This is a genomic window from Halostella pelagica (assembly GCF_004762015.1).
GTDB lineage: Archaea > Halobacteriota > Halobacteria > Halobacteriales > Natronoarchaeaceae > Halostella > Halostella pelagica.
The window spans coordinates 123,515-140,170 of the sequence record NZ_SJES01000006.1; the positions used below are offsets into that span (position 1 = coordinate 123,515).

General features: G+C 59.6%; 13 protein-coding genes. 9 read left to right on the forward strand and 4 right to left on the reverse strand.

Annotated elements, in window-relative coordinates; translation table 11 throughout:
- Positions 1-46 precede the first annotated feature (46 nt).
- The 3 genes from EYW42_RS14495 (at position 47) to EYW42_RS14505 (ending at position 3,097) form a co-directional block, all read left to right on the forward strand.
- On the forward strand, positions 47-1,165 hold the full coding sequence (locus EYW42_RS14495; RefSeq protein WP_135536009.1) for an aminotransferase class V-fold PLP-dependent enzyme: 1,119 nt from the start codon (positions 47-49) through the stop codon (positions 1,163-1,165).
- Positions 1,166-1,398: 233 nt separating this feature from the next.
- Positions 1,399-1,803, forward strand: coding sequence for a helix-turn-helix domain-containing protein (locus EYW42_RS14500; RefSeq protein ID WP_135536010.1), 405 nt, complete (start codon positions 1,399-1,401; stop codon positions 1,801-1,803).
- Positions 1,804-2,227: 424 nt separating this feature from the next.
- Complete coding sequence (locus tag EYW42_RS14505; protein ID WP_135536011.1) at positions 2,228-3,097, forward strand: universal stress protein; 870 nt, start codon at positions 2,228-2,230, stop codon at positions 3,095-3,097.
- Positions 3,098-3,150: 53 nt separating this feature from the next.
- Here the strand turns inward: EYW42_RS14505 and EYW42_RS14510 are convergent, their stop codons facing one another.
- Together EYW42_RS14510 and EYW42_RS14515 are read right to left on the reverse strand one after the other, a co-directional pair.
- A complete protein-coding gene (locus tag EYW42_RS14510; RefSeq protein WP_135536012.1) occupies positions 3,151-6,378 on the reverse strand; it encodes a PAS domain-containing sensor histidine kinase in 3,228 nt (1,075 codons plus the stop codon).
- 198 nt (positions 6,379-6,576) lie between these two features.
- Positions 6,577-6,882, reverse strand: a complete 306-nt coding sequence (locus EYW42_RS14515) for a helix-turn-helix transcriptional regulator (protein WP_135536013.1) — start codon at positions 6,880-6,882, stop codon at positions 6,577-6,579.
- A gap of 192 nt (positions 6,883-7,074) precedes the next feature.
- Between EYW42_RS14515 and EYW42_RS14520 the strand changes: the two genes are divergently transcribed.
- The 6 genes from EYW42_RS14520 to EYW42_RS14545 all read left to right on the forward strand — a co-directional run bounded on the left by EYW42_RS14520 (position 7,075) and on the right by EYW42_RS14545 (position 14,737).
- On the forward strand, positions 7,075-7,287 hold the full coding sequence (locus tag EYW42_RS14520; RefSeq protein ID WP_135536014.1) for a hypothetical protein: 213 nt from the start codon (positions 7,075-7,077) through the stop codon (positions 7,285-7,287).
- 453 nt (positions 7,288-7,740) lie between these two features.
- Complete coding sequence (locus EYW42_RS14525; RefSeq protein ID WP_135536015.1) at positions 7,741-9,120, forward strand: ATP-binding protein; 1,380 nt, start codon at positions 7,741-7,743, stop codon at positions 9,118-9,120.
- Positions 9,121-9,688: 568 nt separating this feature from the next.
- A complete protein-coding gene (locus tag EYW42_RS14530; RefSeq protein ID WP_135536016.1) occupies positions 9,689-11,002 on the forward strand; it encodes an MFS transporter in 1,314 nt (437 codons plus the stop codon).
- A 154-nt stretch (positions 11,003-11,156) separates the two neighbouring features.
- Positions 11,157-11,609 (forward strand): helix-turn-helix domain-containing protein, encoded by a 453-nt coding sequence (locus tag EYW42_RS14535; protein WP_135536017.1) that lies wholly within the window; start codon positions 11,157-11,159, stop codon positions 11,607-11,609.
- On the forward strand, positions 11,606-11,884 hold the full coding sequence (locus EYW42_RS14540; RefSeq protein ID WP_135536018.1) for a DUF7521 family protein: 279 nt from the start codon (positions 11,606-11,608) through the stop codon (positions 11,882-11,884). Before EYW42_RS14535 ends, EYW42_RS14540 begins: the two co-directional genes overlap by 4 nt.
- A 276-nt stretch (positions 11,885-12,160) precedes the next feature.
- Entirely contained in the window at positions 12,161-14,737 is a 2,577-nt protein-coding gene (locus EYW42_RS14545) for an efflux RND transporter permease subunit (RefSeq protein WP_135536019.1), read from the forward strand.
- Positions 14,738-15,367: 630 nt separating this feature from the next.
- On the opposite strand, the gene EYW42_RS14550 is transcribed toward EYW42_RS14545, so the two are convergent.
- Together EYW42_RS14550 and EYW42_RS14555 are read right to left on the reverse strand one after the other, a co-directional pair.
- Positions 15,368-16,021 carry a lactate utilization protein gene (locus tag EYW42_RS14550; protein WP_135536020.1) on the reverse strand — a complete coding sequence of 218 codons (654 nt, stop codon included), beginning with the start codon at positions 16,019-16,021 and terminating at the stop codon, positions 15,368-15,370.
- Positions 16,022-16,353: 332 nt separating this feature from the next.
- Complete coding sequence (locus EYW42_RS14555; protein ID WP_135536021.1) at positions 16,354-16,578, reverse strand: hypothetical protein; 225 nt, start codon at positions 16,576-16,578, stop codon at positions 16,354-16,356.
- Positions 16,579-16,656 lie beyond the last annotated feature (78 nt).

The following is a 16,656-nucleotide window of genomic DNA, read 5'->3' on the forward strand; positions in this document are numbered from 1 at the left end:
GGGACAGTCGACAGTATAACTAACCGTCGGCTCGCAGTCACTAGCAATGACTCCGACAGAACTCCGAGAGGATATTCCGGCGCTACGAGAGGACGTCTATCTGAACTTCGGGGCCCACGGCCCCAGTCCACAGTACGTCGTCGACGCGGCTGACGAGTTCACCCGGACACACGAGTACGACGCAGTCGAGAACGACCCGTACGAGACGGCCTCTCAAGCGTTCGAACGGACGCGAGAGACGGTGGCGTCGTTCGTCGGTGCCGACCCCGACGAGATCGCGTTCACCGAGAGTACGACTGACGGCATCAACGCGATCGCGAACGCCATAGACTGGCAGCCCGGCGATGTCGTCGTACGCACCGACCTGGAGCATCCCGCCGGAATACTCCCCTGGCAGCGCCTCGAACGGGAGGGAGTCGAGGTGCGTGTCGTCGAAACTGCGGACGGCCGTATCGACCGGGATGCGTTTGCAGACGCCGTCGAAGACGCGACTCTCGTCTGTTTCAGCGCGATCACCTGGACTCACGGAACCGAACTTCCGGTGGCGGACCTCGTCGACATCGCGCACGACGCCGGTGCGTTCGCACTCGTCGACGCAGTCCAGGTTCCGGGTCAGACGGCCATGGATGTCAAATCGTGGGGCGCTGACGCCGTCGCGGCTGCCGGCCACAAGTGGCTCCTGAGCCTCTGGGGCGGCGGGTTCCTCTACGTCGACCGCGATGCCGCCGAGGAACTCCAGCCGCGGTCGGTCGGCCACCGGAGCGTGCAGGCGTCGACTGCGGACTCCTTCGAGTTCGCGGCGGGGGCTCGTCGCTTTGAGGTCGGGACGACGAACCCGGCGTCGCACGTCGCGCTCCGGGAGGCGATCCACGTGATCGACGAGGTGGGCGTCGACAGTATCGAAGACCGAATCACGCGACTCTCCGGCCGCCTCGCCGACGGCGTTCCGGACGAGCGACTCCACAGCCCTGCGACGCCGGAGTCCGGGCTGGTGACGATCGACGTCGCCGACCCGGACGCGACGGTCGAACGTCTCGCGTCCGACGGTATCGTCGTTCGATCGGTCCCGGTGCCGGACGCGATCCGGGCTTCGGTCCACGCGGTCAATACGGAGGCTGATGTCGACCGCTTACTCGACGGACTCGAACAGGAGTGGTCTCACTGATGCCGTTGCGACCACACTGACTGCCGGGGGATCCGCATGACGGATGACGAAGCCAAGCGCGTATGGCTCGTCCGATTCGACCGGGTGCCGGAGCGGTCCGCCAGCGGTGTCGAGGTCGTTTCAGCGAACTGAGCCGGCTGCGCCGTCACTGCTTTTCGACGAGGTTGTATCGTGATTGTGTAATCCATGCACAAATCTTTTAACCGCGTATCGACTACCTATCGGTGATACCAATGCCCGATTCGATGTCCGAGCAACTCCAGCAGGATATGGAGTGTGAGGGGCTTCTCGAGTGCTTCCACGGCCTTAAACAACTCGACCGGGAGTGCTTTCAGGCGCTGGTGAACGCCGAGGAACCGCTCACGGTAGACGAGATCGCCGAGGGCGTTGACCGCGAGCGATCGACAGCGTACCGCGCCATTCAGCGCCTCCTCCAGAACGGATTCATCCAGAAAGAACAGGTCAACTACGAGCAGGGTGGGTACTACCACGTCTACTCGCCGACCGACCCGTCGAAGATATCCGACGACATGCAGCGAATGCTCAACGACTGGTACGCGAAGATGGGCCAACTCATCCAGGAGTTCGAGACCAAATACGAGCAAAACGACGCGTCGACGCCGTCGGTCGAGAGCTGATAGGCACTGCTGTACGTCATTCGGTATTTAGCCGACCCGTGTCGGCAAACACCGGGACACAGTTACAACAATCCCTGTGAGAGTTCGTCTGCGACCGGCGTTTCCTTGCTTCGCCTCAGCGCCGATGTCGACTCACCAGTGTCGCAACAACACGACCAGGAAGCCGACTCTCGAACGGTAGAGTCCACTCTACGCAGTCTTGTGTGCTTTCCCGAAGTCTACACTCTCTAGTCGTGGGGACTGTACTGACGACCCGTTCCCGAGGAGCGCTCTCGGAGCGTGCCTCGTCGAAGCTATTCAGTTCGGCGGCGGGCAGTCGCCGCTGTAAACTCGTTTCCGGGCCGTACTGCGACCACCAGCCGTTGGAAGTCAGACCGCGTGCCCTCACAAGTATTGATTGTCCTCGGGAACGGACGTTCGAACAATGTTCGACAACGTCCTCGTACCGACGGACGGAAGCGACTGTGCGGAGGTCGCGGTCGGGTACGCAAACGACCTGGCGACGCGCTACGGAGCGACCGTCCACGCGCTCTCCGTCGCCGACTCCCGTCTGATCGAGACGGGCCCCCATTCCGACCGCCTCCGAGAGCGGTGTGAGGAAACCGCCGGCGAAGTGTGTGATTACCTCTCTACGGAGGGTCTTCAGGTAGAGAAGGCTGTCCGAACCGATCTCCCTCACAGAGCTATCCTGGAGTACGTTGCGGACCACGACATCGACCTCGTCGTGATGGGTACACACGGTCGGACCGGCGTCGAGCGGTACCTGATCGGGAGCGTCACGGAGAAGATCGTTCGTCTCTCCGATGTTCCGGTTCTAACGGTCCGGGAAGCGGACGGTGACGACGCCCGGTACCCGTACGATGACGTTCTGGTGCCGACGGACGGAAGCGAGGCCGCCGCGGCAGCGGTCGACCCGGCCGTCGATATCGCACACAGGTACGGCGCTCGTCTACACGCTCTCTCCGTCGTCGACCAGATGGCGATGGGCGTTGATGTCCGGTCCGAAGCCGTCATGGAGGCCCTCGAAGACTCTGCCCGGTCAGCACTCGATGCTGTCGAAGAACGGGCGATCGGGTCATCGGTTTCAGCGGTCGAAACTACCGTCGAGTACGGGAACCCGTTCCGGGAGATCCGGTCGTACGTGACGGAACACGACATCGACCTCGTCGTGATGGGTACGCACGGTCGAGACAGCATCGAGCGGTATCTGCTCGGCAGCGTCACCGAGAAACTCGTCCGAACGTCTTCGGCACCCGTCATGACCGTCCGGATGCCGGACTCCGCAGAGTCGTAACGGGTCGCCTCCGGCAGGACGGCGAGTCTCCACGAGGACTGCGGCGAGCGGACTCACCGGGCAGGCTCCTCTGCCGCGGGCAGCGTGAACGAAAACGCCGTTCCCTCGCTGCGTTCCGTGTCGACCCAGATATCCCCGTCGTGGCGCTCGACGATCCGCTTGCACAGCGCGAGACCGATGCCAGTTCCGGCGTGTTCTTTGCGACTGTGGAGGCGCTGGAACACTTCGAAGATACGCTCTTCGTCGTCGGGATCGATACCGATCCCCTCGTCGCTGACGGAGAGGCGCCACTTCGAACCGTCCCGCTCGGCATCGACGTGTACGCGCGGCGGCCCGTCACCGCTGTACTCGATGGCGTTTTCCAACAGGTTCTGAAACACCTGGCGTAACTGACCGGGGTCCCCCTCAACGCGGGGGAGCGATCCGCCCGTGATCTCGGCGTCGCTTTCCTCGATCTGTATCTGGAGATCGTCGCGAACGTCCGACAGGACTTCCTCCAGTTCGACGGACTCGAACGGATCTCCCTTTGTTTCGACCCGCGAGTATTTGAGTAAGCCGTCGATCATCTCTCGCATCCGCTCGGCACCGTCGACAGCGAACCCGATGAACTCCCGCGCGTCTCCGTCCAGTTCGTCGGCGTAGCGGTTTTCGAGAAGTTGCAGGTAACTCGTGACCATCCGTAACGGCTCCTGGAGGTCGTGAGAAGCGGCGTACGCGAACTGCTCTAGTCGCTCGTTGGACTCCTCCAGTTTGCGTTCGTACTCCCGGCGCTCGGTGATGTTCTGGGACATTCCCAGAGCGGCGAAGACGTCGCCGTCGTCGTCCCGGATCGGCACGACCTGGAACTGGTACACTCGATCGCCGAGTCCGGTCTCGAACGAGCCCGACTCGCCGTCGAGCGCGGCCTCGTAGCGCGGGGCGAGTTCGTCGGCCAACTTCGGCGGCAGCGCCTCCCGAACCGGTTTTCCCTCTATCTCTTCAACTGTGACGCCGGTCACGTCGTCGGGATTGCCGCCGACGGTCTGGTACCGGAGGCTATCGTTGACGAGGGTGACGGCACCGTTCGGGAAATACTCGATGAGTGTTCTGTAACGCCGTTCGGACTCCTCTAGCTGGCGCTCTCGCCTCTTTCGCTCCGTGATGTCTCGGTCAGAGACGATCAGCGACACTACGTCACCGCTCTCGTTAGTGACCGGTCTGAATACGCCGTTGAGGGTGTACTGCTCTCCGTCCGGGCGTGTGAGGTCAGCTTCGAACTCGACGTACTCGCCCGTCGCTGCGCGCTCGGTCCACTCTCTGACCTTGTGCTGGATACCGTCTCCCTCTCCCCACCAGGGCGTCTCCCAGAACGCCTGGCCGGTCACATCGTCCAGAGTGGCGTCGACGTACTCCATTGCCGTCTGGTTGATGTCGAGTACCGTCCCGTCGGGTTCTAGCAAGCCGACGAGGATGTTCGGGTCCTGGAAGATCGCTTCGTATCGGCGCTCTTTCCGACGGAGTTCCTGTTGACGGTCTTTGCGTTCGGTGACGTCACGGAAGTAGACCGAGAGGCCCGTCTCAGACGGATAGGCGTTGATTTCGTACCACGCGTCAAGCGGTTCGGGATAGTGAAACTCGAACGAGGTCGGTTCCTGTGTCTCCATCGCTCGCTCGTACTCGTCTCGGAGTCTGGTGTTGTCGACCCAGTCGAACACCTCCCAGATGTGCTTTCCCACCAGTCCCTGGTCCCGAAAATCGAGCCATTCTTCGGCTTGATCGTTGACGTGAGTGAACTGCCAGTCGTCGTCGAGCGCATAGAAGGCGTCAGTGATCCGTCCGAAGACCTCACTCAACTCCGTTTCGAGCGCCGTCTTTCGCTGTTCGAGCTGTTTTTCACGCTTTTTCAGTTCGGTAATGTCCTCGCCGGCGATCACGATCCGTTGGATGGTCTCGTCCGACCCGAAGAGCGGAGCCGCGTTCGCGCGGAAATGCTTCCGTTCTCCGTCCGGTGGTTCGACGATAATCTCCTCGTTAAACACCGGCTCTCCGGTCGCCAGAACGCGCGCAGACAGCGTCTCGTTCGGAGCTAGCTGTTCGCCGTCCTCGCCGTAGATCTCCCACTCTCCGGTATCGACGGGGTCTTCGGTGAACTCCTGTTCGGAGAGGCCGAACGCCTCCTGAGCTCGCCGGTTTGCTATCACCGTTTCCCGGTCGGTGTTCTGTACCGCGATCGCGCTGGGCGCAGTACGCAACAGTTGCTCCGTCTGGTCGTATTCGCGTCGGAGTCGCTGTTCGCGCTCTTTCCGGTCGGTCACGTCGTCGACGGAAACCACGACTCTCTCGCCTTCGTACCGCCCGTCCGTTATCGGAGCGGCGTTGAGCGAGAGCCACCGGCGTCCGGCGCCGGGGTAGTCGATCTGACACTCGTACTCGAAGACGGGCTCCCCTGTTTCCAGAACTCGCGTCCACGGTAATTCGTCGCTCGGAATCAGCTCTCCGTCCGCGTCGTAGATGTCCCACGATTCGAAACTGGAGTTCTCGATCTCCGACTCTTCGACGCCGATCCGGTCGAGCATTCGCTGGTTCCCTCGAACGAATTCGCCGTTGGACGTGACAGAGCAGATACTAACCGGGACGGTTTCGAGGATCTGCTCGGTGAGATCGCGTTCCTGGCGAAGTCGCTGCTCGTACTCCCGCTGTTCGGTCAAGTCGCGGGTCACCTTCGTGTACCCCTGAAGCGACCCGTCGTCGTCTCGAATGGCGGTGATGACATCGTTCGCCCAGAACCGTGACCCGTCCTTACGGACACGCCACCCTTCGGTTTCGACACGGCCGTTTGCCGCCGCGGCTTCGATGTTCTCTTCGGGCACTCCGTCGTCAATATCGGCGTCAGTGTAGAAGGTCGAAACGTGTTCCCCAACGATCTCGTCTTCGTCGTACCCTTTGATCCGCTCGGCCCCTTCGTTCCAGTCGACGACGACGCCGTCGGAATCGAGCATGTAGATGGCGTACTCCCTGACGGCGCTTACGAACGCTCCGAACTCTTCTAACTCCGATTGTCGGCTCACAGACCCCGGAGATTCAGACAGCCACCAGACCCGAGTTTCCCCCGCTATCTGTTTCGTCTCTAGCTCGTCGGTTTCGGCGAGTTCTGCTAAAATTTGTCGTGCGGTCTGACGAGAGCATTCTAACTTCTCGGCGGTTTCAGCGGCAGTTATAGGCGTAGACGGTGGACTCATCCGGACGAAAATATCCCGAACGTCTCCCTGTGTTATATCCGGAGTAGAACCTGGGGATCCCATGGAGCCAAGTAACGAAATGAATCCATAAACGTCTGACGCCGGGGGGTAACACGGTCGGTGTACGCTGAAAACAGGCGATAGACGGCATCCCCCGAAACTACCTACTGTGGTATTCGATCCGTTCGACCGTGTCCATTCTATCCGGTCCGGGTGGGATACTGGACTTTCAGGGCGACTATCGGGAACCCGTTGTCCACACTACTCGGAGACGACGGCGTCCGTGTATTCCTCCTCGGAGAGGTACTGTCGCTCCCATTTCTGTCGGTCCTCGATCTCCCGCCGGCCACGGTTCGTCAACTGGTACTCGTTCGTCCGCCGGTCTTTTTCACTCTTGTTTACCAGTCCTTTCTCCACTATCGTGTCGAGATTCGGATACAGTCGTCCGTGATGAACCTCTTTTTCGTAGTAATCTTCCATCTCCTCTTTGATAGCGAGTCCGTGCGGTTGGTCCAGTCCTGCGACCGTGTACAGCAGATCGCGTTGGAACCCGGTTAGATCGTACATAGTATTTGCACTCCGATATTATGATATCAACATGTCCGTACTTAATTACTTGGGATAAAAACGCTATCTCACTGCCGCTGGGCGGTTCGGACCCGGCGGGGGTTCGAACGTTCATCTAATTGAAACTGCAGTACGGAGTATACCGCAAAGATTGGGTCTACTATCTATGGTGTTTCACGTTGAGGAACACCTATGGAAACGGAGAAAGTGACTATCGACCTTCGAAACTCCGAGATACAGGACTTCGAACTCGAACGGGAGAGCGAAGGGGCGCGACAGGTCCGGTTCTTGGTAAAAGGGGTCGTCCGAGAGATAGACGAGCAGAAGATCGAAGACGCCCTGCTCTCTAACGTGACCAAGCCTATCTCGGTTTCACTGGTAATCGAGCGACCGGAAGACAGGTAGATGTCCGCCTGTTAGCAGCGGAAATCACTGGGTTCGGCGACCCGAATCACCGTTCTCGGAGTTACGGCGACTGTCCGGGGGACGGAAGCGATCCTCAACACGGTGACTCGGCGTATTGCATCAGGTAAGTCTCGTTCCGATACTCGACGAACGTGTCCTTTCCGTAGCCGATCTTCTCTCTGACTGTGCCTATCGACGCCATTGCTTCGTTCTGATCTCGGCTAGCCGGGCATCGGGATGGTTCTTCCGCCACTCTCGACAGTTTCCTCCGTGCCTGCTTCGCATTCATCACTAGCCTCCGAGAGAACGTTACGGATGTGCCGAGAGTCGGTTAATCGTTCCTCTTTGGGTTTCACCACCGACGCGGACGGCGTATCGGGAATTAGGGTATTCAAAAATACCCTATTTTGAATTACCCAACGATTATATCGAGGCGGAGTGACGTGAGGGACAATGACCGAATTCATCGACAGGGAGGCGGAACTCGAAGCGCTCCGATCGCGGTACGACGGGGACGAGCCGTCACTGATCGCGGTCTGGGGACGGCGGCGGGTCGGAAAGACGGAACTGGTCGAACAGTCGATCCGCGGGCGCGACGACGTTGTCCACTATCAGGCGACGGAGACGACCAGACAGGTGCAACTCGACGACTTCGTCGACGAGGCCAGAGATGTCTTTCCGGGCGTCGAGCGGATTCGCCGCGAGTGGGAGGACCTCCTCGGATATCTCGGGGAACGAGACGCCGTGGTCGTACTGGACGAGTTCCCGTTTCTGATCGAAGGCGACGAAAGTTTACCCTCGGTCGTGCAGCGACTGTGGGACCACGAGTTCGACGATACAGCCGTCACGCTGGTCGTGATCGGCTCCTCGATCAGCATGATGAAAGAGACAGTGATGTCGGGTGGAAGCCCGCTCCACGGTCGGTTCGATATGCGACTCCAGTTGCAGGAGTTAGGGTTCGACGCCGCGATGGAGTTTTTCCCCGCTTACGACCCGGAAGAACGGGTGCTTGCGTGGGGTGTGTTCGGCGGGACGCCGCACTACCTGCAGGCGGTCGACGACGACCAACCACTGCGACACACCATTCACGACGCCGTTCTGTCCAGACGGGGATTCCTCCACGACGAACCCGAGTACGTCCTTCGAACCGAGTTAGAGGAACCCAACCGGTATTTCGCGATATTGAAGGCGATCGCCGCCGGCAAGGAGTCGTCCAACGAGATCGCACAGGCCGCCGGCGTGGACTCCGACCAGATCAGCAATTATCTGAAGAACCTGCAGGACCTGGAGATCGTCCGTCGCGCGGTGCCCGTGACGGAGAATCCGGCGAAATCCCGTCGCGGACAGTACAAACTGAAAGACGCGCTGTTTAGGTTCTGGTTTCGGTTCGTCTACGGGCAGGGCGACAAGTACGACCGCGCGGGTGACGACGCCTACGATGAACTGATCGCGCCGCAACTCCCCGACTTCGTCAGTCCGAAGTTCGAGGAACTGTGCCGGACTGCGACGTATGACCTGTACGACGAATACACGTTCGACCGCGTCGGACGTTGGTGGTATCAGGAACGAGAGGTCGACGTGGTCGGTCTCACCACGGACTCGACGATGGTCGTCGGCGAGTGCAAATTCACGGGCAGTCCAATGGGGTACGACGTGTTGAGTGACCTAGAGAACGATGTCGAGGCGATCCGCTGGTCGCCGCGCGGAAACGACATCGACCACGAGTACTGTCTGTTCTCGCGGAGCGGGTTCCGCCAGAGCCTGCTGGAGGCGGCCGCTGACAGGGATGATCTCCAACTATTCTCGATCGAGGACGTGTTAGAGTTGTTCTGAGAACCCGCCCCGAAAACTGCGGCCGATCGTTGCGTAGCGGTTGTCTCATCGGGGAGGTGTCTGTGATGGCCACATTGGAGAGCGTTCACGACCAACTCCCGGTTCGTTCTGGCGGGTACGTCTTGCTACTGAGTATCGGTGACCGGCTACTCGTCTCATTTGACCGGGAGATATAAGTACTAAAACGATTCATATCCAGAGAGTAGCGGCATATGACCCACTGGCTCGACCTTTGGCCGGTTTTTGATCCCCACCCGCGCCCCGCCGCGCAATAGGTCGGATAGCAGCAGCACCCGGGTCGCTTCACTACGTGTTCCGTAGTCGCAACTCCTTCAGTAGAACACACGCACGCATATGCCGACACCTACCGAGTTCCTGGTCCTCTGTGGTCAGGACGACGCTGGAGACGCAATCGGTCTGCAGTCCGCTCCGACTCCAGTTGACGTACAGCCAGCGGTAACCACGTTCGACCACCCGATTGTCGCGTTCGACGGGAGACGGAGTGGCCGGACTCCTACACCGACCGGCGGGACGAGCGCCCGACCAGACATTCACAGGGGTCACGAGGATGAGTGACCACGTCGAGTCAGCGCAGGCGGAGGACAGAAGCTATCCGTCGCTCCGGAAAAACCGGGATTTCCTGCGGCTCCTGTTCGGGCGACTGGTGACGAACGCCGGCGATAGTCTCTACGCCGTCGCAGCGATGTGGCTAGTGTACGACCTTACAGGATCGACTGTGTACACCGGCATTGCCGAGTCGCTGTTGCTCCTCCCGCTCGTGTTGCAGTTCCTCTCTGGGCCTCTCGTCGATCGGTGGCCCGTCATTCGCGCGCTCGTGTCGATACAGATCGTTCAGGCGATTGCGATCCTCTCTCTTCCCGTTGCGGCGTACACGGGACACCTTACGGTGGAACTTCTCCTGGTTACGATTCCGCCGCTCGCTCTGTTGAACCAGTTCGTCTATCCGGCACAGAGTGCAGTGCTCCCCCGGATCGTCTCCGACGACCAGTTGACACGTGCCAATTCAGCGTTCTCGTTCACCCTCAACGGGTTAGATATGCTGTTCGAGGCAGTCGGTGGGCTACTCATCGCCTTCATCGGGGCAGCATCGATCTTCGTGCTGGATTCGGTTACGTTCGTTGTTGCGGCGCTTTTGTTCGTCGGCGTCCGGGTTCCACCGACCGAAAACCAGGTCGAAGACGCCGGCGAAATCGACGTGTCCGGATATCTCTCCGACATGGCCGATGGCTTCAGATGTCTGCGCGGGACGGTGTTCGTCGAAATGACGCTCGCGACGATGGTCGTGAACTTCGGAACCGGGATGACGCTTGCAGTCCTGCCGAGTTTTGCGGACATTCGGGGCGGACCGGCCCTGTTCGGAGCGATGCTCGGAGCGCTTGGCGTCGGACGGGCACTGGGCGCCGCTATCGCGTCGAGACTGGAGGCCGTGAAGTTCGGTCACGTAAAGGTCATCGGCTCTGCCGCCGGTTGCCTCCTGTGGCTCGGAGCGGTGTACGCTCCGTGGCCGTCTCTTGCCGTGGGACTGTTCGCCCTCGCCTGGCTCCCTGCCGGGATATCTGCCGTGATGGGGGGAACGCTCGAACAGACGGTCACACCGGACCATCTGCTTGGTCGTGTCGCTTCACTCACCGGTAGCGCATCGACGCTCACGTTACCGATAGGTGCCTTGCTTGGCGGTGTGGTAGGTAGCGTGATCGGGACGCTGAACACGATGGCGGTAGCCGGGTTGCTGCTCGGGTTCGTGAGCCTCTTCTATGCAGCACGGCCGCGGTTACGTCGCCTTCCAGCGATGAACGATATCGACCCGGAAGAATTCGACATCAGTGTCGATTCCCCGACGGAATCAGAAAGTCACGACTGAGAGTAGGGGACGCAACGGCTACCGTATCGGGTGTCCCGCTAGTCCAACGATCTGGGAACACCCGATACCCCTATACTCCCATAGTCACAAGACAAAGCTAACTGATAGAGTACCCGTCTCCGAATCGAGACGAATTGGAGAACGCGATATCCGAATGACTGAGGAATTCATCGACCCAAACCGGCTCTCGCTTATCCCGTCACGGTCGAACGCGACTCGGACAGCAACCGACATGGTTCAGGGTCCCTCAACGGATGACTCCGGTCCGCCCGTTTCAGTAGTCCTCCAATCGCTCGAAGACAGTAAATGCAGAGCGATACTCACGACATTGACCGAGCCGAAATCCGCAACCACACTTTGCAACGAATGCGGGTTGCCGAGTTCGACAGTGTATCGCAAACTTGAGCGACTCCGTGAGGCCGCTCTCGTCAAAGAGTACACTGAAGTCCGCCGTGACGGACCGAACGCCACGTTGTACGAACGGGATTTCACGGATATCTCGATCAGCATCGACGACGACGAATTCACCGTCTCCGTCGAACGACCGGACGAGGATGCAGAGGACCGTATGGCGACGTTCTGGTCCGAGATGAAGAAAGAATCATGACTGACAGTATTATCATCCTACTCGGAATCGTCAAAATCGCCGCGTTAGTCCTCGGGGGTGTCGTCTCCCTATTAGCGTATCGAGCCTATCAACGAACGCAGATCGAGGGACTCCAGTACTTCGCAGTAGGTCTCATGGTCATCACTATCGGGACGTTTCTGGTCGGGATTCTCCACCACATCTTCGGCATTCCGAGTGTCCAAGGAATGCTCTTCGAGAGCCTCATCGCTTGTGGCGGCTTCCTCGTCATGATATACGGGCTCTACGGACAGTAGCCGCTGCTACTCGTTCGGTCAGAACTGCTCAGATAGCATCCCATACAGCCCACCTACGTCGTCTGTTTCATTCAGAGTGGCCTGTTCAGTTGTCTAGTTACGAAACCGCTTCCAGCGGTCAGCCGAACTTTGCGGTTGTCCCACGTTGTGGGAGGCCTCCATCGTTCCTTATGAGGCACGCACGGAGAGTGTGACAATGAGCGAGTCCAATTCACCTGTCTGTCAGCCCACCTCGACGTCACAGATCACCCGAATACGAAGCGGTGTCGGTGAGCAATGAAACGGAATTTCCCGTCCCGATACGCGGACGCGCTCATCTCGCGGAGCAAACCCATTATCGTCCTGTTGCTCGTCCTCACGGCGATCGTCGGCGCTGGCGCGGTGGTCGGCACCAGTGAAGACGGCGCAGGCGGTCAGGCAGGCATCGACTCCGAGGAACAGCTCGCACTCGAGGAGATCGAATCGACGTACGAAACGGACGATGCGGTGGTTACACAGATAGTCGTCAAAGCGGAAGGTGGAGATGTCCTCTCCCGCGAGTCACTTCTGCAGAGTCTCCGACTTCAGCAGGGGATACGGGAGACCGAAGCCATCAACACGACGCTCCGAACGGAGGCGGGGCTTCGCGGCCTTGAGAATATCGTGGCGACGAGGGCATACTTCGACGCCCAAACGACGGAGAACGGGTCACACGACACAGCTACCACCAGTCAGAACGAACAGCCACCAGCGCCGACACTCGATCAGCAGATCGAGGCGCTTGAGTCGCGCTCAGACGAGGAGGTTGATTCACTACTCGCGCGAGTACTCGATTCGAATTCGACCCCTCCTGACCGTGACCCGACTGCGTTCCTGCCGTCGGACTACGAACCCGGCGCAACGAGCGCCGACGCGAGACTGACACTCGTCTTCCAATCTAACGAACGCGGCGGTGCTAGCGAAACCCAGGAGGCGTACGATGCGCAAGTGGCTATCGCCTCCCTGGTAGACGAACGCTTCGACGACGCGTTCGTCTTCGGACAGGGTATCATCGACGAGGCGTCCTCACAGGCTATCGGCGATAGCTTCCTCATCATCACCCCCGTTGCTCTCGTCCTCCTGCTTGCCGTCCTCAGTATCGCGTATCGCGACGTGGTCGACGTGCTTATCAGTCTGTTCGGGATCGGCGTGGTGATGGTGTGGCTCCAGGGTATCCAGGGCTGGCTCGGGATCCCGTCCAGTTCGATACTCATCGCCGTCCCGTTCCTGCTCATCGGACTGAGTATCGACTACTCGCTCCACGTCGTCATGCGCTACCGCGAGGCGCGAACAGGAGAACTCGACACCGATACCGAGTCCGATGGCCGACGGAACCCGGCCACTGCAATGCGGGTAGGAATCGCCGGTGTTGTCGTTGCGTTGGCCGCTGCTGCGTTCTCGACCGGCATTGGATTCTTCTCGAACTACGCCAGCCCACTCGGATCGATACAGGACTTCGCGCTCCTGAGCGCGGCCGGTATCGTCGCGATGTTCGTCGTCTTCGTAGCACTCGTTCCAGCCGTCAAACTCGAAGTCGAACGACTCCTCGCTCGACTCGGGCGTGACCGCCAGCAGCCGGCGTTCGGGGTCGGCTCAGGGCCGATTCGCCGTGTGCTCTCGGGTACTGCGGCCCTCTCACGACGGGCACCGATCGCCGTTCTCGTCGTCTCACTGGTGGTGGCTTCTGCAGGTGCCTACGGTGCGACTGGCCTGGATACGGAGTTTAACCAGGCGGACTTCCTGCCGGAGGACGCTCCAGAGTGGATGGAGTCGCTTCCGGAACCGTTCGCGCCAGCCGAGTACGACGTCCGAGAGAACCTCGGGTACCTGAGCGACAACTTCCGTCAGCGCGGGCCGGGATCGGAGACCCAGATACTGATCCGCGGGAACGTGACCGCGCCGGCACTGCTCACTGCGACCGACGATACCTCGCAGTATACAAGCCGGGATGGAACGATCGCCACGCACTCGGACGGCACGGCCGCCGTCGAGAGTCCGGCCACTGTCCTCCGGTCTGTCGCGGCCGAGAATCAGACCGTCGCCAACGCGATTAACGCGCGAGACTTGGATGGTGATGGCCTCCCGGACAAAGACGTCGCGCAAGTCTACGATCTAGTGTACTCCGCCGCTCCCGGTCAGGCGTCAACAGTCCTCTATCGCACTGAGAACGGGTCGTATGCGACAGCCAGGTTGATCGTCGGTATTCAGACCGACGCGGCCGCCCAATCGATTGCCAGCGACGTGCGGCAGGTCGCGACAGGTATCGAAGCGAACGCACCGGTGACAACTGTTGCGACAGGTGGGCCAGTCGTTACCGCTGTCGTCCAAAGTGCCCTGTTCGAGACGCTCGTCGAAGGGTTTGCCGTGACGCTGGGTGTCATCTTGACATTCCTTCTTGGCCTATACTGGTGGCGGTACCGAGCGCCGGGGCTCGCGGTCGTGGTACTTGTCCCCGTCCTCCTCGCGCTCGCGTGGTTGCTCGGCACCATGGCGCTACTCGACATCCCGTTCAACAGCGAAACCGTCGTCATCACCAGTTTGGCGATCGGACTCGGCGTCGACTACAGCATCCACCTCGGGGAACGATTTGTCGACGAGCGGAAGCGCCGAGCGTCGCTTGACGAGTCGCTTGTCGCTGCAGTTACTGGGACTGGCGGTGCGCTGCTCGGGAGTGCAGCGACGACGGCAGCGGGATTTGGCGTCCTCGCACTCGCACTCTCCCCCCCGCTTCACCGATTCGGCCTCGTGACTGGGTTGAGTATCATCTTTGCCTTCGTTAGCTGTGTCACGGTGTTACCATCTCTACTCGTAGTTCGAGACCGATACCTCCGCTGAAAATAGTCTCGATAGAGGCACAACAGTACCGGTGTTTCTTCGGCTATGTACAGTCTGAAGGCGTTTTCGTGTCCCCTGCCCACAAATCGGTTCGGCTACAGCCGGGGATCTCTGGGTACTCAAACGATGGCACACGTTTGCAAAAAGGTCGCGTTCGGAAGTCTGTTTAAATACCACTTGCTTTGCAGTGACAGCATCCATGATACTCCCGTGATACGGCTGCAATAAAAACATTCACACAACTAGGGATCGAGTAAAAGGGCGGGAAATTCTACTAAACCTCTGTGACGTTCAACTGACGCTCTGTACTGGTTGATTCGGGAATCCCACTACGGGGTTTCAAGCCGAGCGTTCGCTCGACCCTACAGTTTAAAAAAGGGGAGCCGGCAATTCCCGTATCACGGAACGAACGCATGAATGCAGAAAGATCGACGGCGTGTTTTGGAAATTATAGTAGCGCTTGCAACTGTTTACACAGCCGATCGTACGCAGTTGTGCGACCGAGTGTGTGATGACTTACAAGCGCTACTATCGCTATCGTGTTGGGCCATCTTGCGGCCGTCTACGATACGAGATTTCCTATCGCAGTGCTAATTCGGTGGTCCGTCTCGGAGGTTACAGCGGGCCGTATCAGTAACCCAACTGTTCACGGACGAGGACGACGGTCGTCCGTCCCTCTTCGAGTTCCTGCCGGAAGATCAGCTGTTTGGCGATAGCGCTCTCGATGCCGTAGGCGTCCTTTGCGCGCTCGTTCTCCAGCGGATAGGCGACCGATTCGAGCCGGTCCAGTGCAGCGTTTAGGTCGTCAACGATCTTATTCACGCCGCTGACGATGACGACGTTGCTAGCAGCAAAGGGATAGGCACCGATACGGCTCCCCGAGCGGTCGGCTGCAACCAGTTCACCGGTCCGTGCGATCGCGTTGATACCTCCGAGGAAGTAATCGGCCGTCTGGGACTCACGGCGAGCGGTCTGTCGCTCGTCGTCGTCGTCGATGCTCCAGATCTGGTCCGGGAGGCTCTCCCATTCGTGGTCCCCCTCGCTCAGGTACTCGATGAACCCGACCTCCTCTAGAGTCGTCGAGTGGCCGTTCATGACGGAGGCAGCCGGCGGAATGTGCGACTGGATGGTTTCGAGGGCGGCCTCGGGGCTATCGACGACAACGACTTCGAAACCGTTGGCCTCAAGATTCGCTACCGTCTCGTCGATGGTGTCGTCGTCGGGAAGGTCGTTGAGCGATGCGTCGATTTCGGTCTCGTCTACGTAATCTGATTTCTGAGACATGGTGATTGGGGAACGGTTGTGTGCACCCATTGGTAGGGGTACGGGACGCATAAACGCTCGCTGACGCCGGTGTAATGAAGTAACACTGATGTTACCGACCGAGTCGACAAAACGGTGTTCGCGTGGGTCGACGGCCGACCGCTTCGAGCATACTGTGGTACGCATTCGGATGAATCGCCTCGGTTCGGTCGAACGAGACAACCGTACGCATGGCTATCGCGTCCAACGGCCCCCGACGAAACGTAAGCGCGTGACCTCGTGGCCGACGACACCGTGATTAGGGGGTGTTGGGGACGTCGCGGTCACTGATGTCCTGCCACTGGATGAAGAGGTTATCCGGCGATTTCAATGAACTCGAAGAGGAGGCCGGGGATGGCAACGAGGAGGAGTCCCCCAACGATGAGAATAACTGGTATAATGAGGGAGAGGTCGGTGAACAGCCAGACACTGACTCCGCCGAGAATGGCGAGTACACCGATAATTCGGAGCACCCAGGTCATTACTCCTTCGAGTCCAAACTCTCCGAGGAGGTCCAAGACATCGAGTAGTTCGTCCATATATTTACGTAGATACGTCTGGTTATTAAAACATAATGTTCTTGGTACACGGGCGGTGCTATCCCTTTCGAGGGAATC

What these genes read in the sequence shown, in the direction of transcription:
- EYW42_RS14495 (WP_135536009.1), top strand. Translation starts at nt 47, where the DNA reads ATGACTCCGACAGAACTCCGAGAGGATATTCCGGCGCTACGAGAGGAC.
- EYW42_RS14545 (WP_135536019.1), top strand. Translation starts at nt 12,161, where the DNA reads ATGAAACGGAATTTCCCGTCCCGATACGCGGACGCGCTCATCTCGCGG.
- EYW42_RS14500 (WP_135536010.1), top strand. Translation starts at nt 1,399, where the DNA reads ATGCCCGATTCGATGTCCGAGCAACTCCAGCAGGATATGGAGTGTGAG.
- EYW42_RS14540 (WP_135536018.1), top strand. Translation starts at nt 11,606, where the DNA reads ATGACTGACAGTATTATCATCCTACTCGGAATCGTCAAAATCGCCGCG.
- EYW42_RS14525 (WP_135536015.1), top strand. Translation starts at nt 7,741, where the DNA reads ATGACCGAATTCATCGACAGGGAGGCGGAACTCGAAGCGCTCCGATCG.
- EYW42_RS14520 (WP_135536014.1), top strand. Translation starts at nt 7,075, where the DNA reads ATGGAAACGGAGAAAGTGACTATCGACCTTCGAAACTCCGAGATACAG.
- EYW42_RS14505 (WP_135536011.1), top strand. Translation starts at nt 2,228, where the DNA reads ATGTTCGACAACGTCCTCGTACCGACGGACGGAAGCGACTGTGCGGAG.
- EYW42_RS14535 (WP_135536017.1), top strand. Translation starts at nt 11,157, where the DNA reads ATGACTGAGGAATTCATCGACCCAAACCGGCTCTCGCTTATCCCGTCA.
- EYW42_RS14530 (WP_135536016.1), top strand. Translation starts at nt 9,689, where the DNA reads ATGAGTGACCACGTCGAGTCAGCGCAGGCGGAGGACAGAAGCTATCCG.
- EYW42_RS14555 (WP_135536021.1), bottom strand. Translation starts at nt 16,578, where the DNA reads ATGGACGAACTACTCGATGTCTTGGACCTCCTCGGAGAGTTTGGACTC.
- EYW42_RS14510 (WP_135536012.1), bottom strand. Translation starts at nt 6,378, where the DNA reads ATGGGATCCCCAGGTTCTACTCCGGATATAACACAGGGAGACGTTCGG.
- EYW42_RS14515 (WP_135536013.1), bottom strand. Translation starts at nt 6,882, where the DNA reads ATGTACGATCTAACCGGGTTCCAACGCGATCTGCTGTACACGGTCGCA.
- EYW42_RS14550 (WP_135536020.1), bottom strand. Translation starts at nt 16,021, where the DNA reads ATGTCTCAGAAATCAGATTACGTAGACGAGACCGAAATCGACGCATCG.